We start from the raw sequence: 25390 nt of genomic DNA, 5'->3' as shown, positions 1-25390 counted from the left end.
AGATGGGGCTGTACACCTCACTGGTCGCGCATGGCGCGTTTCCCGTGCACGAGCGGTTGAAGGGGCACTCGACGGTGCGCCTGCGCAAGGCGCTGGAGGCGACCCAGTGGTGGGAACCCGAGGCACTGGAGAACCTGCAGCTGGCCCGCTTGCAGGCCCTGCTCGAGCGCGTGGCACAACAGATTCCGTTCTATCGCCAGTGGTTCGCCGACCAGGGCTGGTCATCCCGCGCGCTGACGAGCCTTGCGGATCTTGAGCGCCTGCCGGTCATCGACAAGAACGTTCTGCGCCAGGCAGGCCACGAGTGGCGGGCCGAGGGGGCACAGCACCTGGTCGCGCAACGTACCAGCGGTTCGACCGGCGAACCGCTGGCCTTCTGGCTGGGGCGCGAACGCATTGCGATGGACATCGCCGCCAAGTGGCGCGCGACCCGCTGGTGGGGCGTCGACATTGGCGACCGCGAGCTGGTCCTGTGGGGCGCACCGAACGAGACCGACGCGCAGAATCGCCTGCGGTCCTGGCGCGACCGCGTGCTGCGCTCGCGCCTGGTCCCGGCCCGCGACCTCGACCGGGCACGGGTCGATGCCATCATTGACCAGATTCGCGAGTTCCGCCCGCGCATGATCTTCGGCTATCCCTCCGTGCTGGCACGGGTCTGCGCGCACGCGCGGGAACAGGGCCGACGCCTGGACGATCGGGGCATTCGGGTGGCCTTCACCACGTCGGAGGTCCTGCGCCCGGAATGGCGGGCGATCATCACCGACGTACTGGGCTGTGGGGTCGCGAACGAGTATGGCGGCCGGGATGCCGGCCTGATCGCACGCGAATGCCCGCATGGCGGGCTGCACCTGACGGCCGAGGCGCTGATCGTCGAGATCCTGGACGATGCCGGGCGAACGCTTCCGGCCGGCGAGACCGGACAGATCGTGGTCACCAACCTGATGGGTCCGGAGTATCCCTTCATCCGCTACCGCACCGGTGATCGTGGCGCGCTGGACCCGGCACCCTGCCCCTGCGGGCGCGGCCTGCCGCTGCTACGGGAGATCGAGGGGCGGGCCAACGACGGCCTGATCGCGCTCGATGGCCGCTGGGTGCACGGCAGTCATTTCAACTACTGCCTGCGCGAGATCGCGGGCCTGCGCTCGTACAAGATCATCCAGCACGCGCCGGACCGGGTCGAGCTGTTGCTGGTCCTCGACGAGACACTGGCCGAGGCCGTAGAGCAAGGCCTGCGGCGCGCCTTCGCGCAGGCCCTGGGGGAACCCCTGACAGTGGAGATCCGTCAGGTCGAGGCGATTGCCCCGGAAGCCGGAGGCAAGCACCGGCACGTGGTCTGTAGAGTTCAGTAACCGCCCGCCTGGGCGCGCGCTTCGGCCGGCATCTCGCTCGACGGCGCGTGCAGCCAGAGATCCAGCATCATCAGCACCCACACCATGTCACCGTAGTAGGCCGCGTGTCCGTCGCGGTGCAGCGAAATGAGCTCGTCGATGAACTGCGGCCGCAGAAAGCCCTGCCCCTTGAGCCGCAGCAGGCTGTCATAGGCCAGTTCGCGCAGCGGCGCATGGTCGTGCATCCACACCCCGAAGGGCAGGCCAAAGCCATGCTTCTTCTTGTCGATGATGGCGTCGGGCAGGAAACCCTGCATCGCCTCCTTGTAGAAGTGGCGCAGCCGCTGCCCGCGCAGTTTCTGGTCGGACGGGATACCCAGGGAGAACTCCACCACGTCGTCGTCCAGCATCGGAAAGACGACATCCACGCCGGCCAGCTCGCACATGCGGGTCACCTTGCGCAGGTCGTTGTCGGCCAGGGTCTGCTGCCAGTCCAGGTACATCATGCGGTTCAGCGACGAGGCGTGCGCCGGCTGGTCGTGGATCTCGCGCATCAAGTCCCACGGGGCCTGGGTATCCACCGCCGAGAGAAAGTCGGGCTCGAACATCGCCGTGGGCGAGAGGTGGTACAGGTAGTTGTAGGTCTGCAGCCGATCGGGCAGCGGGATGCGCGCCTGCTCCACGTAGCGGCGCGCCTTGCTCAACCAGCCGGCCCCCTTCGGGATGCGGGTCGCCAGGGGTTCCAGCATGCCCTGGCGCAAGGGGCGCGGCAGGCGCTGCCAGTGCTCGAACAGGCCCTGCTTGGCATAGCGTGCGTTGCCGGCAAACAGCTCGTCGCCACCATCGCCGGCCAGCATCCGTGTCACGCCCGCCTGTGCCGCCATGCGTGCACAGAAATAGGCAGGCAGCGCCGAGGAGTTGCCAAAGGGCTCGTCGTAACTGCCGGCAATCAGGGGGACGGCGGCAACGACGTCGTCCGGCGTCACGTAGTACTCGTTCGCCTGGGTCGCAAAGTGCCGGGCCGCGATGCGGGCGTACTCCATCTCGTCGTAACCCGGGGCATCGAAACCGATGCTGAAGGTCGGCGGCGGCTCGGGGGTCGTCTCGGCCAGGAGCCCGGCCACGGTCGAGCTGTCCAGTCCTCCACTGAGAAAGGCCCCCGGCCTCGGTGTCTCCCGATGATGTTTGACGGCGCTGCGCAGCTGATCACGCAGGGCCGTCCCCATCTCGGCGGCATCCCCCAGGCGCGACTCGCGAAAATGCGGGACCCAGTATGACTTCACGCGGATCGTGTCCGCCTGGCGGTCCAGGCAATGCGCGGCACGCAGCTTCTCGACACCGGCGAACACACTGACCGGAGCCGGCAGCATGTGGAAGAAGAAGTAGTGATAAAGCCCCGCCGGGGTGGGCTCGCGCATCAGGCCGGGATAGCGAACCACACTGCCTGCCGCCGTCCCGAAGACCACCCCGTCAGGCACGACCGCCCAATGCAACGGAATCTGCCCCATGCGGTCCACGCCTGCCAGGAGACGCGCCCTCTGAGGATCCAGGATCGCCAGCGCGAACGCCCCCGCCACCTGGCTGAACAGGGCCTCGCCAAAGCGCCGGTAGGCGTCCAGCAAGGCATGTGCGGGCGACTGCTCCAGCGCCAGACGCTGCAGACCGCGTTCCCGCCACCGAGGGTGGCCGGTGATGCCTGCGATCAGCCCGTCCGGGGCCTGGGCCACCCAGCCGCCCTGGACCAGACACCCGCCCCGGGGGCCATCGCAACGCGCGCTGGACTCACCCGGGACCGAAGGGAGCCCCGCCTTCTGCAGGCCGAGAATATCGCCCGCCGCCTCCCTGGGCGCCCCAAACCATCCGCATAGTCCCGCCATTGGCCTTCCTGTCGCCTGAAGTGGCGTTCAAGGAAACAGCAGCAAATACCCGCCTGTGATGGCTCCCGTGGGCATGCCGATATACAAGTTTCCGCGTTTACCTTCCAGCAAACAAAAAAATGCAGGCAAAGGTAAAACTCAATGATGGAGGGACCGCCGACCACTTTAAAGTATTGATTATTTGGTACCCGCAAGGTCTCCAGTTGTCGGCCACAAGCTTTCACAATAGGGCTTCCGGAAGTATGCGGAATGCGCCACCAGGGAACAGGAGATCAGCATCATGTCAACGCTCGAGCACATCAAGGCTTTGCTTGACAGCGCCCTCGGCCTGAACGGCCGTGCCCAGCACTTTGACCGCTCCACCCCTCTGCTGGGCGGGGTCCCCGAACTGGATTCCATGGCGGTGGTTTCCTTGATCAACGAGATGGAAGAACAGTTCGACATCGTTATCGATGACGATGACGTCAGTGCGGAGACGTTCGAGACCGTCGGCGCCCTGGTCGATTTCGTTGAACACAAGAATGGTGCCTAGATGGAGGCCGGTTTCCTGCCGGGCTGCGACGGACCAGTCTTTTATGTCCTGCACCCGGCCGCCCGGACCCCTGCCCGCGGGCGGGTCCTGTTCGTGCCGCCCTTTGCCGAGGAGCTGAACAAGGCCCGGCGCATGGTGGCGCTGCAGGCCCGGCGCATGGCCCGCGAGGGGTACACCGTCCTGCTGCCGGACCTGTACGGCTGCGGGGACAGCGGAGGCGATTTTGGTGATGCGCGCTGGGATTCCTGGCTCGACGACCTCGCGCGCTGCCTGGCTCATCTGGAATCCCAAACCGGCGCCCAGCCCCCCCTGATCCTCTGGGGACTGCGCGCGGGCGCCCTGCTGATCAGCGACCTTCTGGCCGCACGCGCCCCGTCGGTGGCGGCCACCGTGCTGTGGCAACCGGTCACCAACGGCGAACAGCACCTGACGCAGTTCCTCCGCCTGCGCATGGCCGCGGGCATGATGGGCGGGGAGAAGGAAAGCACGGGGCAGTTGCGCGGCCGACTGGAGGCGGGAGAAGCCATCGAGGTCGCGGGCTATACCCTGGCGCCGGAGCTGGCGAACGCCCTGGCAATGGCCCGCCTGGCACCACCGCCACAAGGGCCGCTGTACTGGTTCGAGGTCAACGACGACGAGGACGTCTCCCTGTCTGCGGGGAGCACCCGAACGCTGAAGGCGTGGCGCGAGCAGGGGCTGGACGTACACGCCTCGGTCGTCCCCGGCGAACCCTTCTGGAATGCGCCGGACATCCTCGAGGTCCCGGCCCTGCTGGAACACACCATGGATTGTCTGGGGCGCTCGGTGTCTCTGGGGCGGGCGGCATGAACGAGCGGGCCGTGGTCTTCCGGCTGGGCGGAGACGAGCTGCTCGGCATCCTCCACCCTGGCGCCGCCGGGGCCGCACGGGGCGTCCTGATCGCCGTGGGCGGCCCGCAGTATCGCGTCGGCAGTCATCGCCAGTTTCTGCTCCTGGCGCGCGACCTGGCGGCTCGGGGGATACCGGTGTTCCGCTTCGATTTTCGCGGCATGGGCGACTCGTCCGGCGCCCAGCGCGATTACGAAGAGGTGCACGATGACCTGCGCGCGGCGATGGATATCTTCTCGGCCGAGGTGCCGGGAATGCGCGAGGTCGTGATCTGGGGCCTGTGCGGTGCGGCCTCCGCCGCCTTGTTCTATGCCTGGCGTGACCCCCGGGTGGCGGGCCTGGTGCTGGCCAACCCGTGGGTCCGCACCGACGAGGGCCTGGCCCGCGCCTACCTGAAGACCTACTACCTCCAGCGGCTTTTCTCGCGCGACTTCTGGTCGGGCGCCCTGAAGGGACGTTTCAACCCCTGGGTCTCCCTGCAGTCCCTGGGGCGAGTGGTCTCTACGGTACTGGGCCGTCGTGCCGGGACTGCCCCGGCTGCGACCGACGAGGGCCGCTTCGATGTTTCGTCTGCGCCCCTTCCGGACCGGATGGCCGAGGGCTGGCGCCGCTTTCACGGGCCGATCCTGGTGGTCCTGAGCGGAGAGGACCTGACGGCCGCCGAGTTTCGGGATGTGGCCAGCCATGCACCGGCCTGGGACGGCTTGCTGCGACAGCCACGCGTGACCCTGCGCGAACTGCCGGACGCAAACCACACCTTTTCCCGCCGCGAGTGGCGTGACCAGGTGGCCAGATGGACGCATGACTGGCTGCGCCAGGCGCCAGGGCGCAGCCCGGGATGATGCCACCCATGGAAGCGTCACTGGCGAACAACACACACGCAGCCGAGTCGGAGGCCTTGCCCCGCAAGCCACTGGTGTCGGTAGTCATGCCGGCCTACAACACGGCGGCCTACATTGCCGAATCCGTCGACAGCGTCCTGGATCAGGACTACCCCAGCATCGAGCTGATCGTGGTGGATGACGGCTCGACCGACGGGACCGTCGAGATCCTGCGCCGTTATGGCGACCGCCTGACGCTGCTGACCCAGCAGAACCAGGGAGCGGCCGTGGCCCGCAACGCCGGCATCTCGGCCGCACAGGGCGACTTCATCGCCTTCATCGATTCCGACGATGTCTGGCTGCCCGGCAAGCTGACCGCCCAGATCCTGTACATGGAGCAGCACCCGGAGATCGGTCTGGTGCACACGGATTTTCTGGCGTGGACGCCGGATGCCAGCGGGCAGTTCGCCCCGGCCCATACCCTGGCCGATCCCCCGGTCCCGGTGACCGAGGCACCGGGAATTGTCCCGGAGGGTTCGGGCTGGGTGTACAACCGGCTGCTGATGGAATCCCTGCCGCATACGATCACGGTGATGATGCGGCGCGAGCTGGTGGAACAGGTCGGCCCGTTCGACCCTCAGCTCAAGCGCGGCCAGGACTATGACTACTGGATTCGAGCCTCGCGACTGACCGAGTACCGCCAGCTGGACCGCGTCACCGCCCTTTATCGCCTGCACGGGCGTGGCTGCATGACCAAGTACCCGGATGTGAACTACGAGGTCGAGGTGGTCCAACGGGCGCTCGGCCGCTGGGGTCTGGTGGGACCCAATGGCGAAAAGACCTCCTGGCTCCGGGTGCGCGAGCGCCTGGGTGATGCCTGTTTCACCTTCGGCTACCACCACTACTGGGAGGGGGACCCACGGATCGCCCGGCGTGCGTTCTTTCAGGCCCTGGTGCGCCGCCCGGGGCGGGTGAAGACCTGGGGATATCTGGGGGCAAGTACGGTGAAGGCCCTGCTCGCGCGTAGCTAAGCGCGAGCAGGGCCTCGGCGATTTCGATAAACCGCGACACGGCCGATCGGCATCTTTCGCAGCCGCCTGGTGCGGTACTCGCGGTAGGCAACCCGCTCCAGAAACGGGGCCTCGTCCAGCAGTCTTCTCTGGGTCGGGTTCTGGTACACGACCAGCACGTCCCGTCCCTCGTCGGCCTGCAGGGCACTCTCGAGATTCGCGAGCACGCGCTCCATGATCGCGGCCTTGAAAGGGTTGAACAGGTAGATCAGCAGGTCGCCCGGCGGCAACTCGAACGCGCCGGCGTCGCCACAGACGGTTTCGATCCGGTGCATGCAGCGCTCGGGATGCCGGTAGATCCGCGCATTCGCGGCGGCGATCGCGTCCAGGCGGGGGTTGAACTCGACCCCGATGATCCGCCGAAACGGATGGTGCGACGCGAGCAGCAGCGCCTTGCCCTTGCCCGACCCCAGATCAATGAACGCATAGCGCGCGGGGGCGATGGCCAGGGAACGGATGATCCGGTGGAACAGGCGCGGCGGGGCGCCCTCGTATCCCTCGTGCTCCTGCGGCAGGCCGGCATCGTCCTCGGCCTGGATACCGGTATTGGTGCCGTGCTTGAGATCGAAGTCCGTCAGCCGGAACAGGATGTTCCGCGGGACGAGCGCCATAGTGCGCCACCAGCCGTGCCGGTGCAGGGAGGAACGCAGCTGAACCAGCACATTCGTCATCTCGCCGGCCTGGCGGGGGCAGCGCCGGAGGGCGCGCGACCATTCATGCTTCGTCCGCCTCCAGCGCCTCGACGAGCATCTTGCGATCGACCTTGCCATTCCCGTTCAGCGGCAGTTCGTCCAGAAGATGAATCTCCCGCGGCACCATCACGGTGGGGAGCCGCTGCCTCAGTTGTTCCCTAATCCCCTCCAGGTCCGCGTGTTCGGCGACCACAAAGGCGATGATGCCGGAGGCCCCGCTCGCGGTACGCGGCCAGCCGATCGCAACGGCCTGGTCAGTCGACGCGGCCTCGCGCAGGGCCTGTTCGATCTCTCCCAGTTCGATGCGCACGCCGCCAATCTTGATCTGGTGATCGAAACGCCCGAGAAACTGCAGGGGCTCCCCGGGATACGGGCGCCTCACGAGATCACCCGTGCGGTAATACAGGCTGTCGTCATCCCCGAGCCGGATGAACGTGGTCGCGGTACGCTCGGGCTCCTTCCAGTACCCGGCACTGACCTGTGGCCCGCTGATCAGGAGTTCGCCCTCCCCCCCTTCGGGCACTTCGCGAAAGGCCTCGTCGACCACGCGAACCCCGACCTGGTTTCCCGGATAACCAATGGGGGCCATCCCGTGTATGCACTCCGCCGGCGACCGCTCTGGATCCCAGCGGTAAAAGCAGGCATCGACGGTGCATTCGGTCGGCCCGTAGGCATTGTCGATCGCGGCGTTGGGCGCGGCGGCCTCCATGATCCTGGCCAGTTCCGCCGACAGGGCCTCACCGCCAAAGCGGCACAGCCGCAGCTGGGGGAAGCGGCCGGGGGCCCAGCCGTTGCGGCGGCTCATGCCATGGCCGGCCGACGGCGTGATGTCGATGACGGTCAGGGCCTTGTCGACGATGTAGCGGTTGGGGTTGAACCACTCGCGGGCGGAGGGGCAGCAAAGACATGCGCCATAAGACCAGCCCACGTACAGATCGAACATCGAGGAGTCGAAGGTAATGTCGTAGAACTGAGAAAAACGGTCGTTCTCGCTCAGACCCAGAGGGTCATAGCGCTCCCGCGACATGGCCACGAACCGGGCCGCATTGCGATGCCGCACGGCCACGCCCTTGGGTACACCGGTACTGCCCGAGGTGAAGAACAGACAGGCGAGATCGTCGGGATTGACCCGGGCCGGCGACCATCCCTCGGGGGCCGAGGCCTCGTCCAGGGCATGAAAGGCATGCCCGGGCCAGCGGGACTGAAAGGCATCGCAGTCCTCCCGGGTCGGCAGCCAGATCGCACAGTCGGAATGCTCCGGCCCCAGCCAGCCGTCCAGCGACTGCATCCCGGTGGCATCCACGACCAGGGCCCCCAGACCGGCCAAATCGACCATCCGCCGTGTTCGCTCGGGGGGGAAGGACGGATTCAGGGGTACCAGCGTGTGCCCGGCCATGAGCACCCCCAGGAGGCCCTGGTACAGGATGCGCGAGCGCTGGGCCAGGACGCCGATCGTGCGCGGCCCGTCGGCGGGCAGGTCGGCCTGAAGGCCCGAAGCCAGGCTGGCACTGGCGGCGTAGAGATCCCGGTAGCGGATCTCGCCCCCCTCCACATCCAGCGCCGGGCGGTCCGCGAACTGCCTTGCCGCGTGCAGGAAACCGGCGTGCAAACCGAACTCGTCCATGGCCATTGACCACCCCTTGAAATCGCAAAAAGGCATAGGGTGGCAATCGCGGCTTATGGCGAGACTCCATGCAACTCGATCGCCAGCACCGGCCTGTCCACCCCCCTAACTGGAGGATCCAAAAACCCGTTGAATCAAGCAATCCCGACTGCGATGGATTTACCTGATGATCCGATCCAGACAGCTGCATGAGTTTTGTAATTGACGGTCGATTCCACGCCGCCAGAACCAAATTTTCCGTTTCCTCGAAGGCAAAAAAACGCTATACGTCATAGGGATCGCGACAACGAGAATCGGTTGATTCATGGCTGGAACCTTGCGCAAGTTGAATGCCCTTTTGCACCCCCGGGATCGGCGCAAGGTAGGGCTTTTGGTAGTCCTGATGATCATCACGGCATTCATGCAGACCGTGGGTGTCGCCTCGGTGATGCCGTTTCTCGCAGTGCTGTCCGACCCGGACATGGTTCATGACCACGCACTCTTGAGCCAGGCATACAACACCCTCGGGTTCGAATCGACCGGAGAGTTTCTCTACTTTCTGGGGGTGGCGGCGTTTGTGATGTTCATGCTCGGGACGTTGCTGCAGGCACTCACGCAGTGGTCGATCACCCGCTTCTCGCACATGCAGCAATACGAGCTGTCGCGCCGGTTGATGGCCGACTATCTGCGACGGCCGTTTACCTTCTTCCTGCACCGCAATTCCGGTGACCTGGCCAAGACGATCCTGCAGGAGACTACACACGCGATCAGTGGCGCGGTAATGCCGGCCATGCGGCTGGTCAGCCAGGGCCTGCTGGCGCTCTCGATCATCGCCCTGCTTATCGTGGTCGAGCCGTGGCTCGCACTCACCGTGGCCCTGGGTCTGGGCAGCGTCTACGCGGCCATCTACATCGTGGCCCGGATCTGGCTGAACCGGATCGGACAAGACCGGGTGGAGGCCAACCGCGAACGCTTCACCGCGGCGGCCGAGGCCTTCGCGGGCGCCAAGGAGATCCGCCTGCTGGGACGCGAACGTGACTACCTGGAGCGCTACCGCCACCCGTCCAGGCGCTATGCCCGGCACCAGGCGAATGCGGTGCTGTTGCAGGACACCCCGCAGTACGCGATCGAGGCGATCGCCTTTGGTGGCGTACTGCTGCTCGTGCTGTACCTGATGGCCGGCGACGGGGGCCTGGCCCAGGCCCTCCCCCTGCTCGGCCTGTATGCGCTGGCGGGCAAGCAACTGATTCCCGCCTTCCAGAAGATCTTTCAGAACCTGGCGGCCCTGCGCTTCAATTTTGCGGCGGTGGACAACATCCTGAAGGATCTCGGTGACCGCGGCGGCGACGCCCTGCCCTCGCGCGGCGAGGCCCGTCCTGCCCTGGCACCCCGGCAGGCGATTCGGGTCGAGGGCGTAACCTATCGCTACCCCCAGCATGACCGCGCCGCACTGGACCAACTCTCGCTGGAGATCCCGGCCCGCACGACCATCGGGCTGGTAGGCTCGTCCGGGGCCGGCAAGAGCACGCTGGTGGATGTCCTGCTGGGGCTGCTGGAACCCGACGAAGGTGCGGTTCTTGTCGACGGCCAGCCACTGACGGCGGCAAACGTGCGGCAGTGGCAGGCGGCACTCGGGTATGTCCCACAGCACATCTTCCTGGCCGACCAGAGTGTCGCTGCCAATATCGCCCTGGGCGTCCCCGAGGCCGAGATCGATCAGGCCGCGGTAGAGCGGGCCGCGCGCCTGGCGAATCTGCACGACTTTGTGATGAACGAGCTCCCGCAGGGCTACGAAACGCTGATCGGCGAACGCGGGACGCGCCTGTCCGGCGGGCAGCGCCAGCGTATCGGCATCGCCCGGGCCCTGTACCGCGATCCGGCGGTGCTGTTCTTCGACGAAGCGACCAGTGCCCTGGACAATGCCACCGAGCGCGCCGTGATGGATGCCATTCACAACCTGAGCGGTGAAAAGACGATTATCCTGGTGGCACACCGGCTGAGCACCGTCAAACCCTGCGATCAGATCTACGTACTCGAGAGCGGGCGCCTGGTCGACCAGGGAAGCTGGGAGATGCTGGTCGACGGCAGCACGCACTTCCAGCAGCTGGCCGCTGGTCACGCCTGAAGGCCGACTCTGGTGTCAGACGAGGATTTCCGCGGGCTCCGGATGGCTGAGGAAGCCCCTGGGGCTGGCCGAATATCCGTAGGCCCCGGACTGGAAGACCACCACCAGATCGCCGATCTCCGCGCGGGGTAGTTCCATCTGCTGGCCCAGGACGTCCAGCGGGGTGCACAGCGGCCCGACGACGTCCACGACTTCCGTGTCGGTCTCTCCCATGCGGTTGCCGATGGCGACCGGGTAGTTCTTGCGAATCACCTGGCCAAAGTTGCCCGAGGCTGCCAGGTGGTGATGGAGCCCTCCATTGGTGACGAGGAACACCCGGCCGCGCGAGACCTTGCGGTCCAGCACTTCGGCGACGTATACGCCCGCCTCCCCCACCAGATAGCGGCCGAGCTCGAGGATGATCTCGGCCTGCGGCATGCGCGCGCGAACCTGCGGCAGGCGTTGCTCAAGCTGCTCGGCGATAGGGCCCAGGGTCAACGGCTGATCGCCCGGGAAATAGGGGATACCAAAACCGCCCCCGATGTTCAGTGTCTCCACCGGTCCAGGGGCATGCTCGGCCAGCCGCAATGCCAGATCCAGGGTCAGGCCCTGGGCCTCCACCAGCGACTCGGCGCGCAGGTTCTGCGAGCCGGAAAAGATGTGGAAGCCGCGGAAATGCAGCCCCATCTTGCCAATTCGCGCCAGCATCTCGGGCACGCGCTCGGCATCCACACCGAACACCTTGGGCCCACCACTCATCTTCATGCCCGAGGTCTTCAGCTCGAAGTCGGGGTTCACGCGCACCGCGACGCAGGGCGTCCTGCCGGTGCGCTCCGCAATCGCCGCGACCCGCGTCAGTTCGGTATCGGATTCGAGGTGGATCGTGATCCCCGCGGCCACCGCCATCTCCAGCTCCGCCGGGGACTTGCCCGGCCCGGCGAAGCTGATATCGGCGGCGGACACCCCGGCGTCCAGGGCAATCTGCAGTTCGCGCCCGGATGCGACATCCAGGCCATCGACCAGCGAGGCCATATGGCCCACCACCGCCGACATCGGGTTCGCCTTGACCGCGTAGTGGATCGACAGGTCCCGGGGCAGAGCCTGACGCAGGGCCTGGACGCGGCGCGTCATGACCTGTCGGTCATAGGCATAGAACGGGGTCCGGCCCGCGCGGCGGGCGATCTCGGGCAGGGGCATACCGCCGATCAGCAGCGAGCGGTCACGCACCTCGAAGGCCGCCATTGCCGCATGTCGAGGGGCGGGCGTTATGGATACCTCCCGGTTCATGACAGGGCGACCTCCTGGAACAAGCCCTCGAACTCGGCCGCCACCGCCTTGCGGTCGATCTTGCCGTTGCCATTGCGGGGCAGGGACTGGACCCGCAGCTCCAGGTGGCTCGGCACCATGAAGGCGGGCAAGCGCTCGCGCAGAAGAGCCAGAACCTGCTCCCGGGTTACCGCGGGGTCGCGCGGCAATACGACCAGGACCACTGCCTGGCCCAGTTGCGGATGCGTAATGCCCAATGCGGCGCCTTCCGCCACCAGCCCCGTTGCATAGGCGGCCTCCTCGATCTCTACCGGGCTTACCCGGTAGCCCGAGGTCTTGATCATCTCGTCGCGCCGGCCGACGAAATACAGATAGCCGTCCTCGTCCATCCGCACCGTATCGCCTGACCACACCGCCATCTCCTGACCTGGCAGGCCGGACGGCTGCCCCGGCACGGGGCGGAAGCGCTCGGCCGTGCGCGCGGCATCGTTCCAGTAGCCCATCGCGACCAGGGCCCCGCGATGGACCAGCTCCCCGGGTTCTCCGGGCGCGCAGCGGCTACCATCCTCGCGCACGACCATGACCTCGGCATTGGGTATGGCCCGCCCCATGGAGTCGGGTCGACGATCGACCTCCTCGGGCGGCAGATAGGTGGAGCGAAAGGCCTCCGTGAGCCCGTACATCAGATACACCTGGGTGTGCGGCAGATGCGCCCGCAGGCGCTTCAGGGTCTTCAAGGGCATCGCGCCGCCCGAGTTCGTGATGTAGCGAAGGGACCGCCGCGCGGCCTCCGGCCACTCCATCTCGGCCAGCTGGATCCACAGCGGTGGCACCGCCGCCAGCCCGGTGATCCCGCCCTGCTCGACCGCCTTGAGCACATCACGGGGCAGGAGGTAATTGAGCAGGGTGGCATGGGCCCCGGTCAGGAACGCGGTCGTCAACTGACTGAAGCCGTAATCGAAGCTGAACGGCAGCACGCAGAGGATGCGGTCCCCCGCCCGATTTTGCAGGTAATGCGCGACGCTTTGGGCGCCGGCCACCAGATTGCGGTGCGACAGCACCACGCCCTTGGGTCGACCGGTGCTGCCGGAGGTATAGAGGATCGCCGCCATATCCGTATCGATAACCCGGTGTGCCGGCCTGCCGATCCCGAAATCCGCCGCGGATTGCCAGGCCTCCAGGCGCGGCCCGCCCGGTTCTTCGCCGTCGGGCGGTGTGTCCACGAACAGGATGGTGTCCAGGTCCGGACATTGCGCCAGGACATCGCGCAGCGCGGCATAGCGCGCCGCGGACGTAACCAGGGTCCGCACCCCGCAGTCCTGAAGGATGTGCGCAACTTGCGCGGCCTTCAGCAGCGGATTAATGGGTACCAGTACCGCACCCGCCCGCGAGGCCCCGAACATCGCGTGGACCGCCTCCGGGCATTTGTCCAGGTACACGGCAACCCGGTCCTGTCGCTGGAGCCCGGTGGCGAGCAACCGCCACGCCGCATTCTCGATGTCGCTGGCGACCGCCTCGTAGGATTGCGAAATCCCCCGATGCGTGATCGCCGGGGCCATGGGAGCTCGTTCGGCGCTATGCAGGACGCCGTCGTGCAGCAGAGTCGGGAGGCGCATGATCAGGATGGTTCTCCTTGAGGCAAGGACCAAAAAAGACAGCTCGTAGTGTGTTACCAATCTTTTACAAAAATGCCCACTATTTCGGCAAATGGGCTACTCTTCGAGTGGGCTGAATCATATCGCCGCTTTCGCGTGCTCGCGACGTACCGCGACACACCCGTAATTGCTGTATAGCGGAATTCTCTGTAATGCGCGACTACCTGCTGTTTTTTATCATCATGGTGTTGATCCCGGTGATCCTGGCAAGGCCCTGGGTTGGCATCCCCGCCTGGTTCTGGGTAGGTCTGATGGCCCCGCACGGCCTCACCTGGTCATTCATGCGCACCTTCCCCGTAGCAGCGGTGATCGGCATCACAACGCTGGTGGCGCTGTTTCTGGCCAAGGATCGACGGCCAATGCCGATGACGCGCGAAATGGTGATGCTATGGGTCTTTTTCGGCTACATCACCATGACTTCGTATTTTGCGGTAAATCCCAGCGGTGCATGGGACTTCTGGCAGCATGTTTTTAAGATCCTGCTGATTACATTTATCACACCCATGCTGATATTTGGTCAGCTTCGCATCGTATGGTTGTTATTAGTTATTACATTCTCGATCGCCTTTTTCGGATTCAAGGGCGGCCTGTTCACGCTGTCCACGGGGGGGCAATACATGGTGCTGGGGCCACCCGGCTCGTATCTGTCTGGAAACACCTACATCGGGCTGGCGATGGTGATGGTGCTGCCGCTGATCCTCATCAGCGCGAGGCTGTTCCGCGAGCGCTGGGTTGACCTCGAGATCCCTGGCATGGAGCGCTTCTACCGGCCGATCAGCTGGGCCATCTACGGCGTGTTCTGGCTGACCGTGATCGCGATCCTCGCGACCTATTCCCGCGGTGCTCTGCTGGGGATCCTGGTGGTGGCGCCATTCCTGTTCTGGCACATGCGCCACAAGCTGGCGATGGTGATGGCCGGCGTGCTGGTCTTCGGGGTGATCGGGGTGACCGCGCCGGATCGCCTGCTGGATCGCTGGGGGACCATCGAGACCTATGAGGAAGACCGCTCCGCCATGCAGCGCATCCAGGCGTGGGGCGTGAACTGGAACATGGCGACCGAGCGGCCCCTGACCGGAATGGGTTTTCGCAACCATCACCTCGGGTACGACTGGTGGATCCGCTATGCGAACTTCGAGGGGGACTGGCGCCATGTACTCTCGCCACACAGCGTCTATTTCGGGCTGATCGGCGAACATGGGTTTGGCGGGCTCGCTACCTTTCTGCTGCTGGTCGGGTTCACGTTCTTTTCCCTGAACCGGGTCCGCAAGCGAGCCCGGCTCGAGACGGGGCAGATATGGCTGGCGGAATACGCCTGGGCGATCCAGGTGGGGTTGATCGGCTACCTGGCCGCCGGGGCCTTCCTCGACGTGATCTACTTCAACCTGCTGTTCGCCTTCATCGCCCTGGCCATCATCATGCGCCGCGAACTGGAAGAGGCGCCGCGAGTAGCCGAGGCACCCGCACCCGTGCCGGCACAGGCGCCCAACCTGCCGGCGGGCGCCGCGCATGACAGCGCCACCGGGGCACCCGGCATCCTGCGCTAGGGAAACGCTGATCAATGTGGCCGCACGTTCATGGGTAAGACCGTCACATTGGGGGTCTCCATGGTCCAGCCCTGGGCCGAGCGCCTGACGCAGGCAGTCGCGGCCCATGTTCGGCCGGACATCGGACTATGGGATGTCCTCGAACAGCGTCCGACTCCCGCCGATCACTACGGCCAGACCAGCGCGGCCCTCGCGTTGTACCTGCAGGGTGGCCCGGAAATCGAACAGTGGGGCTGGCCCCTGCGGGCATGGTTGGACCGCTGTGGCAACCGGGCCGGCCATGCCCCATTCAATCGTCTGTTGCTGCTGCTGCTGAGGGAACGGGTGATCGTGGGTGCGCAACTCGTTACGCCGGCACTCGAGGCGGTCCTCGACGAGGCGCTGCAGCGGTGTCGCCTGGAGCGGCGCTATCCCTCGAACAACTGGACCCTGCTGGCCCAGCTTTGCCGCCTGATCGAGTCGCCACCCGGCCGTCCAAGAGAGCGGGAAACGGATCGGCTGGCGACTTTGCTGGAGCGCTGGACGACCGCCCACGGCGGTTTTGTTGATTATCCGTCCCGACCGGACCCGCTCGGCGCAGCCACCCCCATGGCCTACCACCACAAGGCCCTGCTGATCGCTTCCATCGCCCTCTGCTATACAGCCACGCCTGCGTTGGCAGCCATCACCCAGCGACTCTATGGCTGGGTTGCGCTGAGCTGGGACGGTGGAGAGTACGTGGGTGGCCTCGGCCGCAGCACACACTCCCTGTTCGGTGATGCCTGTCTGGTGGCCAGTCTGCAGCTCCTCGGGCTGGCCGGCGCGGAGCAGGCGGATACGCCGGCCGGGCAGATGCTGCGTGGCGTACTGAGGCGATGGGAACGGCAGCGCCGGGCCGACGGGCTCCTGGACCTGACGCCCGCGGATCGCATCTTCGCAGCCGGAACCCGGCCTGCAGGTTGGGACGACTACATGCATCTGTCGGTCTACAACGCCTGGGCGGCTGCAGTCCTGGCCTGGGCCAGCGACCCACAGCGGCGCCACGCCCCCCCCGGACGGATCGTCAACCTCAAATGGGCAGGGGGGCGGACAGAGGTCTGCCAGCAGGACGCTCAGGCGGGTGTGCTGCGTGCCCAGGCGGGACCCGACTTGTGCGCCCTGATCAGTACCCGTGGGCAGGCGCCCCAGGCCTACAGTCGAGAGGTCGCCGAGCTGCGTTATGCAGGCGGACAGCCCGTTCATGTCCGCTATCGCGACCGGGTCCTGTGTCCGCCAGCCGTGAGGGTCAGCGCCGAATCATTGGCGCGCAGCCCGGCCCTGGCCGGGTGGCTACCGCTGTTTCAGATCGACGACCAGCTCTGGGCCCTGGCGGATTTTCGCGCGGTCACGGTGGACGCAGCGTCGACTGCCGTGCGAATACAGCTGGACGGGGGCCGGGCGGTGCCTGTTGTGCGTGCAGCGGCCCGCGCCCTCTGGAGGCGCGGCCTTGCGGCGCTGGACTGGCGCTGGTTCGACGGGGCCCTGGGACGCGGCGCGGCCTTGCGACGCCCGCGTTCGTCCGCCCTGTTCGGGGCCATTACGCTGTGGCTGGACCCCGCGGGGCCTGTACTGCGACAGGAGGTCCGGCTCGAGTGTCGGGGTGAAGATCCGGTCCATTACCTGAATCCGGGTGGCCATGCACTGGTCGCCGATCAACCTCCCCCCGTGCGGCGCTTTCAGCAGCAAGACCCCCTGACGGGCCAGTGGACCGAGGTTCTGTTTCCTGCCTCCGGACCCTCGATCGTTAGTGTCCCCCTGCCCTCGACCATCCCGGGAGTGGGCTGCGCATTGCCGCCGAAGCCCTTGCACCCGGGCCCCTATGCCCATCGACTGACGCTCGGCTGGGGCGACTGATTACGTAACCCGGAACGTTAGGGAGACGCGGATTGAATCCATCTCCCTAATCACTCTCGGGCAGGCGCTGCAGGATGATCCCGCGGCGCAGGTCGGACCAGATCAGCACGTCCGTTCCCGGCAGCGGGGTGACGCGATGCCAGTTCTCGTAGCGGTCAAACGGGCGATCGGCAAAGTCCACATCCTGCCAGTTGTACAGGAGCCGCCAGGGCTTCCCGCGCGGCGGATCGCCGATGTACATCTGCCGGGCATTGTTTTGCAGCAGGATGTAGTCCCCGGTCTCCGGGTGATAGGTCAGCCGGCTGCCGCCGGCAACATAGGCCTGTCCAGAGGCCCCATGCCGCTGGAATCGGCCCTCGCGATCGATGGTGGCCGTGGCCTCGGCCCCGCGTCGGTGGTTGCCACCGTACTGGGTCATCCCGCCGTAGATCAGTACCTCGCGGTGGACCGGGTTGTAGAGCATGGTCCCGCCATATCCGGAGGACTGGGTGCGGCCCTCGGGGCCCCGGTAGTCCGGGTGATTCCGGGGATGGGTCCACGCCCGGTCGCCATGCCCCCAGACACGGACCTGCCCCATCGTGTGGGCCTCGATGCCGTCTCCCGGCAGGTGGTCATAGCTGGCGGACCCCAGCGTGTAGAGGACGAATTTCTCGATATCGGGGTGCCACACGGTGGAGTGGTCGCCCACTGCATGGGCGTTGCCCTGGCCCGCGCCTCGACCAACTTCTTCCCAGGCGGTCGGATCGGTGTACGGAGCGCGCACCAGACGTCCAATGTCGGATCGGCGAGGTTCGCTCGGCGAAAAGTACATGTAGCCATCACCGCCATCCATCAGGCGGTTGTACGGACGCCGTTCGCCCCCGTCATAGTCGAGGCCCGGCGGGGCCACAACGCCGGACCAGGACAGGTCCGGCTCCAGCCAGGTCACCGAGCGGACGGAATTGTCCCGCATCAGGACATTGAACAGGCGCCCGGTCTCCGGATCGAAGATATGGCGGTCTGTCCATCCCACCCCGAACGTGCCGCGCTTGTCCGGGTCGTGCCACTGGGTGTTGTTCATTCGCGCCATGTCCGGCACACCTTCCGGCAGCCGGGTTTCGACACGGCGGAACTCGCCAGGCTCCAGCGTCTCGGCAATGTCGTAAAGCTTTGAGCGCCCCTCCGACGCGGGCGCTGGCGCACTGGCCGAAACCTTCAGGAACGCCGCACGGGGCTCGGCCGGGGGCAGAGTTTCGGCCTCCGAATGTTCCTGGCTGAACGCAGACTGGTGCCGGTGCAGCAGAGGGCCGGCCTGGTTGAGCCAGAGGACCACCCCGTGGTCGTCAATCGGCACCGGCACGATCCCGCCATAGCGGTCGAATGGCCAGCGCTGTCCGCTCCAGTCCGCAGCCTTGCGCCATTCGTCCTTGTCCGGATCGAGCTCCCACAACTCGCGTACACGGCCTGCCCTCAGCACGAGGTAGTTCCCCGTTTTCGGGTCGTAGGTCAGGCTCTCGTTCATGATCCCGAACACGAACGGCGCATCGCCGAGATCACGCACTGTGCCATTCGCATCCAGCAGGGAGACCTTGTTGCGCGACTTGTTGCCGCCGATGAACAGCATCTCGTCGCGCACGCGGTTGTACTGGGCCGAGGAGTGATAGCCATCGACCGCGGCCTTGCCGTGTTCGACCCAGCGACCATCGCGAAGGCCGTAAACCTGGTTCTCGCGGAGGTAGATCAGCTGGTCCAGCGCGTCGTGCCACTCGATCGGGTCGGTGTGTTCCCACCCCCCGCCGGGCCCGGGCAAACTGCGCGTCGCGAGTTCCCAGTGATCATCCGCAATGGAATAGCGATACAGGGTGCGCTGCGAGCGGCCGGCACTGATCTTGTAGTAGTGCCCCCTCTCGGGGTCGAGCGCCACACCGCCATAGACATGCGCGAAGGGGGGCGGGCCCTCGGCGGACAGGTGCTGCCATGCATGCTGGTCTTCGCGGTAGGTAATGAATACCGGTCTCGATCCGCGGTCGCCATACATGAAGACCTGGCGCCGGTTGGCATCCCAGTGCGCGCTGTCATTCCAGGTATCCGGATCGTTCGATCTGGCGCGCAGGAAATCGTAGTAGCGCTGGAACCCCTCGGGAAAGCCGGCATCGAGGGGGGCCAGCTCTCCGGGCTGCAGGCCCGCCGCCATCCGCCCCAAGGAGCTGTCACTGGCCGCGGCCTGGCTGGTCGCGAGCGCCGGCGCGAAGATGGCCAGCAACCAGACGATGCTTCGACGCGCGAGCCGGCGCATCAGGCAGCCTTTCCGGCTGGGTAAGCAGCCGCCTGGTGGCGGTGAGGGTCGACCCCCAGCTCCTGAACCGCCTGGAGGAGCGGCATCACCTTGACGAAGGTCGGCGTGAGCGGGCGGATATGGCCCGTGCGCAGGGCCTCGAGGGCATACCCGACGACACGCTCCGGGCGCGTAAAGGCGTTGAACAACGGCCGCGCCAGATGCGACACCCTGCGACCGAGGCTCGCCCACTCGACCCTTGGCGGTGACCCCGTGGCCTTCTGGCTGTACGGGATATGCGCGGCGTGGGGATAACAGCTCCGGATCACCTCGTCGTGGAACGCGCGCGTCGCGAACGACTGCCACGGCAGGCTCAGCAGGAACTCCAGCACGTCCGGGTCTTGATAGGGCAGACAGACGGCCTGCTGCTGTCCGGCCATGGCGATCGGCAACAGGGCGATCTCGCGGCGAATCCGATTCCAGAAAACAAACGACTTGGCCGGGTCGGGCGTACCAACGTGTGCACCCAGCTCCCGAATGATCGCATCACGAGCGATCTGCAGGCGCCAGCGGTCCTGGAAGGTCCGTTTCAGAAACGACGTGTAACTGCCCGCCATCAGCACACGATTCGCCGCCCCTTCGAGGTCACCGGCACCCAGGCACTCGGCCAGACGCGCGTCGAAATAGGAACCGTTGCACAACACATCGCCGGCCAGGCCATCGAATACCGGGCCCTCCAGATGCGGCATCAGCGCGAGGTACCAGCTGTTCTCGTCGGTGGAGTAGTGGTTCAGGCGGTTTTTCTGTCGCTCCGCGGCGATACGATCCTGGGGATTGTCGATCACCTGACATTCGATGCCCAGGTGCCGGGCCACTGTGCACGCCACACCACTCTCGTCCCCCCTCTTCGCCCGCAGGACCAGGGTTCGGGGTGGCGGGGTGTCCTGTTGCGCCAGCTCCAGACAGATATGGCGCGAGTCGCGGCCACCGGACAGCGGCAGGCGCCCCACACCGCCAGCGGCGCGCCGCTCGATCGCCCGCGCAAAAAGCTCCGTGAATCGTGTCCGCGCCTCGTGCGGGTCGCCGGAAAATGGAGGTGTCAGGGGGATGGCGGGGCGTTCGCCGGAGAGCACGCCTTCTCGCCACAGCAGGGTCTCTCCCGGCATCAGGACCTTTACGCCCGCCAGCGGGGTCTGGGCACCCACGAGATAGCCCAGTGCCATGAAGACCGCGATGGCCTCGTCGTCAAAGGCGGGGGCCGACAAGCGCGCCGCGGCCTCCTGCAGGGAGTCGGCCACGATCAGGCGACGGCCCTCACGGGCATAGAACAACGGAATAAACCCGAGCCGATCGGCCGAGACGGACAGACTCGCCCCGTCGAATGACCAGCCCGCGACGAGCGTCGGGCCTCCGGCTACCCAGTCGAAGTCCAGGTGATGGGACGCCTGTCCCAGGTACTGGCGACCGATGACCTCTACGAAAGCCATCGCATCCCTCGCGAGGACCTGCGGCATCCCAGGATGCGGCTCCACCGATGCGCGGTATGGCCTGACACCGTGGGCATGGCGACTAATGCAGTTGCGAAGACGAAGGGGAACACGAGAAGCCAGCCGTTTCCAGGTAGCGCTTGTCCGCCAGCAGGGCCTGCCGGATACGCTGAATGCCATCTCCAAACCCGACATGCTGGAAACGCTCGTTCACCTCGATCAGGACCGGGCCGTTCGGGGTCAGGGCGACATCCCAGCCGGCCGTCCGGATCGGCAGGAGGTCCCGCGCGGCCGTCTTGGCCAGTTGCAGGGTGTCCGCCCAGAACGGCACCTCGAATCCTTCGATCAGAACGCCCGTGCTCGGGTGGTGGGTGACCCAGTCATAGCCCAGCCCATTGGCGTTGAACGCCCAGGCCTTGCCCAGCTTTCCATCCTCAAGTTGCGGCAGGGCCACCACGTTGGCTGTGAAACGGCCCGTGTGCGGGTCACTGATGTTGTCGGTGACCGAGTCGCCAACGATCAGCCGGAAGTGGCAGTCCAATACCTCCGGCTCCCCTTCCGGGCTGACCCGAGTAAAGAGCCTCAGTGCCGATATGGAGCGGGTCCCGGTCAGTTCGGCAACACGATCATGGCTTCGCAGGCGCTGCTCGAGAATGCGATCCTCGCCATCATCGGCCAGACCGGCGACCTCCTTCGCGAACTCGGGCAGAGCGGTGTCCTCCCGTGGATCCAGCCCCAGTGCGGCAATACCGCGCCCCTGGCGCCCGTGCCGGGGCTTGGCCAGAAACGAGGCGGGCAAACGGCACACGAAATCTTCCCATTGCGCGGGCGTGGAGAGCGGCTCGCCCCAGGCGTCGCGCGAACCATGGCGCGACACAACCCCGAGCAGGTCGGCCACAGGGAGGTCATGGCTGCGACAGAAGTCATGGAACATGAGCTTGTCGCGACACATCTCCGCATGCGGCGAGTTCACCGCAAGCTGGAGCCCGTGCAGGCGTTCTTCGCTGACATGGGCCAGGTGCTCGTTCACCGGCAGCCGCGGGTCCAGCAGCCCCCGGCACAACGATTCGCCAGGCAGAAAACGACCGGCCCCATACAGGCGCAGCGCCCTCCAGGCGATGGCCGGTGCTGACGAACCATAGTGGTCGGCGGCCGCCTGAAACTGGCCCCACACATCGGAACGGCAAAAGTGGCGCACGATGTGATTGGAACGATAGAGCGCGGACACCAGCAACCCCGAGACTTTACCCACGATGTCCTCCCCAAGTGAAAATAAACGCACGAACGCACTTGGCCTCGTTGTTACAAGAGCGTCCTGTGTGGCGGGCCTGACTGAGCAACCCCATCGCCCCTGAACAAACCCGAGCCGGACATTTCAGACTAGCAGCTTGAAACGGAACCGAAAGGGCTTTCGCGTACCAAAAAAACCGTACCGACAGTGGGAACCTGGCGATATATGCTAGGGAGACACTGATTCATAATCGTTCCTTGGTGACATACGAACGCTTAACCACAACCAACCTCCATGGGCGGTTGATCAAGAAAACATCTTAAAGTCGCGCCCGCGGCATGGCTTGCATTGAAAAACCAGGGTCGGCTATATCCGGCCGCCTGCCTGGACAGCAAAGTTCGCAATGGGGGACGCGTGTGGGCACCGTGAATGTTTATAGTCCGCGCAGCCTTTTAAAGGAGGCCCTGCATCTGGGGCTTGGCGACTATCAGTACTGGAAGGTCTTTTATATCGATCTCCCGCAGCCCGAGGTCGAGATGCCCGCCGGTATCCGGGTCGAGCCGATCACCCCCGAGGACCTGGACGGCGTGGTGGATGAAGGCATGCTTCAGCGCCGGGAGTTCGGAGGTGAAGGGGCCCAGGGCTTCGGCCTTTTTCGCGACGATGAGCTCGTGGCGGTGCAATGGTACTGGTGGGGCGCGCGTTACGAGGCCGAACGCCAGGGACGCAGCTGGAAGCTGCCCGAGAGTGCCGCGAAATCCACCGGGCTTTACACCCTGCCCCAGCATCGCGGGCAAGGATATGCGGCCCTGCTGAAAAGGCAGACGGCCTACCTGATGTCGCAACGGGGCTTCACTCGCCTGTACAGCCGCATCTGGCACAGCCACAAGAGCTCGATCCGGGTAAGCCAAAAAACCGGCTGGCGGATCGCCGGTTCCTATATCGAGATCTGCCCGTTCCGCCGACGCATTCAGCTTCGCCTGCCGGTATGACCGAGACCACCATGCCGCGGCGCGTCGCGGTGCTCTCCGACGGTTCGCCACTCGCCCTGAAGGTGCTGTACTGCCTGCAGCGCCTCGCCGCCGAGATCCACCTGCTGGAGCTCAAGTCCCCGGGGGCCGCCCGTCACTCCCGGTACCGCGACCGCTACCAGCGCATGCCCCTGACGGATACCCGGCCGGAAACCCTGGAAGTCTTTGGCGACCGCCTGCGCAACTACTGCACACAACACCGTATCGACGGGATTATCGGTGCCGACATCCTGGGGGCCGGCGTAGTCCACGCGCTCGCACCGCGCCTGCCGGGCGTGACGGCCTTTCCCTCCAGCAGCCTGGAGGTGCTGGGCATGCTGGACGACAAATGGGCCTTTCAGCGTTTCATGGAGACCCACGGAATCCCGTGTCCAAAGGCGCTGCGCCTGGAAGGCCCCGGAGACCTGGAGCGCCTGCAGGATGCCGGGATGACATTCCCGCTCGTGGCCAAACCGCTGTACGGCGAGTCCAGTCATGGAATCATTCAGGCGAAGCGGCTCGAGGATATCGAGGCCCACCTGGAGAGAGGTGGCCGACATGCCCGCTTCCCGCTGGTGGTGCAGGAATATGCGCCCGGATTCGACGCGGACCTTAGCCTGCTGGCCCGGGATGGGGACGTGGTCTGCCATCTCCTGCAATCGCGCCGGAATCCCTGCTCACTGGAATTCTTCGCCGACGAGCGGCTGCTGGAGATCGGTCGCCGGATCGTCCGGGCGGCGCACTATACTGGCGTAGCGAATATCGATCTGCGCGTGGACGAATCGACAGGGGACGTTCGCGTACTCGAGTGCAACCCGCGCTTCTGGTACACCCTGCAGGCCTCGCTGTGGGCGGGGATCAATTTCGTCGAGGCGGGTTTTGCACTCGCCGCGGGGGGCTCATTTGTGCGCGCCTCCCCCGCGGCCGGCGCCTACCATCTGCACAGCCATCTGCTCAAACACCTGCTCTGGCAGCCCCGTCAATGGCGCGGGATCGCCCCGTACAACCTGCGCGGCCTCTGGCAGGCGATGCGCGATCCGCTGCCCTTTCTGCTCTAGCCATAGACGCTAGCCGCGAAAGATCTGCTCCATCTCCCGCTTGAACCCGCGCTGGTGTGCGATCTGGAGACTGGCAAGCCCATAGGTCGTATTGCCCTCGAGGATCAGCGGGCCCTCGGGGGTAATCGCGATATCCCAGCCAATCGTCTTGACCTCGGGCAGGCTGCGCTGGGCCTGCAGCGCGAGTGATTTGACCTCCTCCCACAACGGCAACCGGGTACCCTCAATCCGTTTGCCCGTATCCGGGTGCTCGGCGATCGGCTGAATGACCGGCCACGCCAGGCTACGCGAAGCATAACCCACCGCTAGGCGGCCACTATCCATATCGACGGCAGCGACCATGTTTCCATTGGCTGCCAATCCGAAATTGTCGGTTTCCCCGTTCCCTGCGGTCAACTTGATTTCCGCACAGAATAGGTGGGCCTCCCCCTCGCGCATGTAGGTCACGATGCGCACACAGCCCACGGCCGTGGGTGACATCAAACTCCTGAGCTCGTCATGGGCATGAATGCGCGACTGGGCGATGAAGCACGTCTGGCTCCGGTTGGCGCGTTCGCGGACGTAATAAAACAGATCGCTCAGAGAACTGGCCCGACCGCAGTAGTGCCAGCGATCACTCTGCCGTGTGGCGGAGAAGGCCCCATCCCCATAGGCGCCATCATCGGACTTGATAAACAAATCCCCTTCGCCGGTCTGTACCAACCCGAGCCAATCCCGGGCGTTCGTGGCTACCGGCCCGGTTATGTCGAAGCCGTCACCTCCGGTGTGGGCTCCATTGCTGGGGGGTATGATCGCCCGCACTGGCGGCGTAGGCAGGCTGTGGTGCACGCAGTGCGCAAAGAACAGGCTCTTGCGATTGATGATGCTTCGGAACCGTTCCTCGCTGATCGACCGGAAGTTATCTCCGTAGGCCTTGTTGTCGATCACGTAGTCGTTCCAGCGCGAAGGCTCGACCGAGGCCAGGCGGTAGAGCGAGTAATAACGCGGCCCGATGCGATACCGGAACCGGGCCTTGAGTACCCCATGCAGCCGGGTCGTGACGCGCGGGGCATCCGGGTTCGGCTGCGACACGGCCAGGTAGTAACCCCGGGCGCAGGTGTAGGCCCTGCGGAAATGACG

Annotated in this window: 19 protein-coding genes; 10 read left to right on the top strand and 9 right to left on the bottom strand. The window is 65.7% G+C overall.

All coding sequences use genetic code 11. The features are described from left to right. The first annotated feature begins 2 nt into the window (after window positions 1–2). Window positions 3–1349, top strand: coding sequence for a phenylacetate--CoA ligase family protein (locus G372_RS0111225; protein ID WP_019623918.1), 1347 nt, complete (start codon window positions 3–5; stop codon window positions 1347–1349). Here G372_RS0111225 and G372_RS0111220 read toward each other — a convergent pair. Further along, complete coding sequence (locus G372_RS0111220; protein WP_019623917.1) at window positions 1343–3055, bottom strand: asparagine synthetase B family protein; 1713 nt, start codon at window positions 3053–3055, stop codon at window positions 1343–1345. The two genes, G372_RS0111225 and G372_RS0111220, sit on opposite strands and share 7 nt — an antisense overlap. 430 nt (window positions 3056–3485) lie before the next feature. Between G372_RS0111220 and G372_RS0111215 the strand changes: the two genes are divergently transcribed. The 4 genes from G372_RS0111215 to G372_RS0111200 are packed head-to-tail and all read left to right on the top strand — an operon-like array spanning window position 3486 to window position 6456. After that, window positions 3486–3737: an acyl carrier protein gene (locus G372_RS0111215; protein WP_012983883.1), complete on the top strand. Its 252-nt coding sequence runs from the start codon at window positions 3486–3488 to the stop codon at window positions 3735–3737. After that, entirely contained in the window at window positions 3738–4565 is an 828-nt protein-coding gene (locus G372_RS0111210; RefSeq protein ID WP_018863393.1) for a hydrolase 2, exosortase A system-associated, read from the top strand. It begins immediately after the preceding gene. Further along, entirely contained in the window at window positions 4562–5446 is an 885-nt protein-coding gene (locus tag G372_RS0111205; RefSeq protein WP_018863392.1) for a hydrolase 1, exosortase A system-associated, read from the top strand. The genes G372_RS0111210 and G372_RS0111205 overlap by 4 nt, the downstream gene beginning before the upstream one ends. 8 nt (window positions 5447–5454) lie before the next feature. Beyond that, window positions 5455–6456 carry a glycosyltransferase gene (locus G372_RS0111200; RefSeq protein ID WP_018863391.1) on the top strand — a complete coding sequence of 334 codons (1002 nt, stop codon included), beginning with the start codon at window positions 5455–5457 and terminating at the stop codon, window positions 6454–6456. On the opposite strand, the gene G372_RS0111195 is transcribed toward G372_RS0111200, so the two are convergent. Together G372_RS0111195 and G372_RS0111190 are read right to left on the bottom strand one after the other, a co-directional pair. Beyond that, window positions 6453–7166 (bottom strand): SAM-dependent methyltransferase, encoded by a 714-nt coding sequence (locus G372_RS0111195; RefSeq protein ID WP_018863390.1) that lies wholly within the window; start codon window positions 7164–7166, stop codon window positions 6453–6455. The two genes, G372_RS0111200 and G372_RS0111195, sit on opposite strands and share 4 nt — an antisense overlap. Before the next feature lie 43 nt (window positions 7167–7209). Beyond that, window positions 7210–8817, bottom strand: a complete 1608-nt coding sequence (locus G372_RS0111190) for an amino acid adenylation domain-containing protein (RefSeq protein ID WP_019623916.1) — start codon at window positions 8815–8817, stop codon at window positions 7210–7212. Window positions 8818–9115: 298 nt separating this feature from the next. On the opposite strand from G372_RS0111190, the gene G372_RS0111185 reads away from it, so the two are divergent. Then, window positions 9116–10915, top strand: a complete 1800-nt coding sequence (locus G372_RS0111185) for an ABC transporter ATP-binding protein (protein ID WP_026340346.1) — start codon at window positions 9116–9118, stop codon at window positions 10913–10915. Between the two features lie 15 nt (window positions 10916–10930). On the opposite strand, the gene G372_RS0111180 is transcribed toward G372_RS0111185, so the two are convergent. Then, entirely contained in the window at window positions 10931–12181 is a 1251-nt protein-coding gene (locus G372_RS0111180; protein ID WP_425274051.1) for a pyridoxal-dependent decarboxylase, exosortase A system-associated, read from the bottom strand. Then, window positions 12178–13776: an acyl-CoA ligase (AMP-forming), exosortase A system-associated gene (locus G372_RS0111175; protein ID WP_018863386.1), complete on the bottom strand. Its 1599-nt coding sequence runs from the start codon at window positions 13774–13776 to the stop codon at window positions 12178–12180. The genes G372_RS0111180 and G372_RS0111175 overlap by 4 nt, the downstream gene beginning before the upstream one ends. 191 nt (window positions 13777–13967) lie before the next feature. Here G372_RS0111175 and G372_RS0111170 point away from each other — a divergent pair, with 191 nt between their 5' ends. Both G372_RS0111170 and G372_RS0111165 read left to right on the top strand, forming a co-directional pair. Then, entirely contained in the window at window positions 13968–15359 is a 1392-nt protein-coding gene (locus G372_RS0111170; protein ID WP_018863385.1) for a putative O-glycosylation ligase, exosortase A system-associated, read from the top strand. Window positions 15360–15389: 30 nt separating this feature from the next. Then, a complete protein-coding gene (locus G372_RS0111165; RefSeq protein WP_026340345.1) occupies window positions 15390–17231 on the top strand; it encodes a hypothetical protein in 1842 nt (613 codons plus the stop codon). Between the two features lie 46 nt (window positions 17232–17277). Here the strand turns inward: G372_RS0111165 and G372_RS0111160 are convergent, their stop codons facing one another. From G372_RS0111160 to G372_RS0111150, 3 genes are all read right to left on the bottom strand, one after another. Continuing rightward, window positions 17278–19506 (bottom strand): hypothetical protein, encoded by a 2229-nt coding sequence (locus G372_RS0111160; protein WP_019623912.1) that lies wholly within the window; start codon window positions 19504–19506, stop codon window positions 17278–17280. Further along, window positions 19506–20972: an asparagine synthetase B family protein gene (locus G372_RS0111155; RefSeq protein WP_020008869.1), complete on the bottom strand. Its 1467-nt coding sequence runs from the start codon at window positions 20970–20972 to the stop codon at window positions 19506–19508. The genes G372_RS0111160 and G372_RS0111155 overlap by 1 nt, the downstream gene beginning before the upstream one ends. Before the next feature lie 82 nt (window positions 20973–21054). Continuing rightward, window positions 21055–22170 carry a sugar-transfer associated ATP-grasp domain-containing protein gene (locus G372_RS0111150; protein ID WP_026278890.1) on the bottom strand — a complete coding sequence of 372 codons (1116 nt, stop codon included), beginning with the start codon at window positions 22168–22170 and terminating at the stop codon, window positions 21055–21057. Between the two features lie 449 nt (window positions 22171–22619). Here G372_RS0111150 and G372_RS0111145 point away from each other — a divergent pair, with 449 nt between their 5' ends. Next, window positions 22620–23195 (top strand): GNAT family N-acetyltransferase, encoded by a 576-nt coding sequence (locus tag G372_RS0111145; RefSeq protein WP_018863380.1) that lies wholly within the window; start codon window positions 22620–22622, stop codon window positions 23193–23195. Window positions 23196–23206: 11 nt separating this feature from the next. Next, on the top strand, window positions 23207–24271 hold the full coding sequence (locus G372_RS0111140) for an ATP-grasp domain-containing protein (protein ID WP_019623910.1): 1065 nt from the start codon (window positions 23207–23209) through the stop codon (window positions 24269–24271). 9 nt (window positions 24272–24280) lie between these two features. Here G372_RS0111140 and G372_RS0111135 read toward each other — a convergent pair. Then, window positions 24281–25390: sugar-transfer associated ATP-grasp domain-containing protein (locus G372_RS0111135; protein ID WP_020008868.1), on the bottom strand; the 1110-nt coding region annotated here is incomplete at its 5' end.

It is taken from the genome of Thioalkalivibrio thiocyanoxidans ARh2 (genome assembly GCF_000385215.1).
GTDB lineage: Bacteria > Pseudomonadota > Gammaproteobacteria > Ectothiorhodospirales > Ectothiorhodospiraceae > Thioalkalivibrio > Thioalkalivibrio thiocyanoxidans.
Note: the sequence above shows the minus strand (reverse complement) of the source record. Positions and strands in the feature narration are given on the sequence as shown.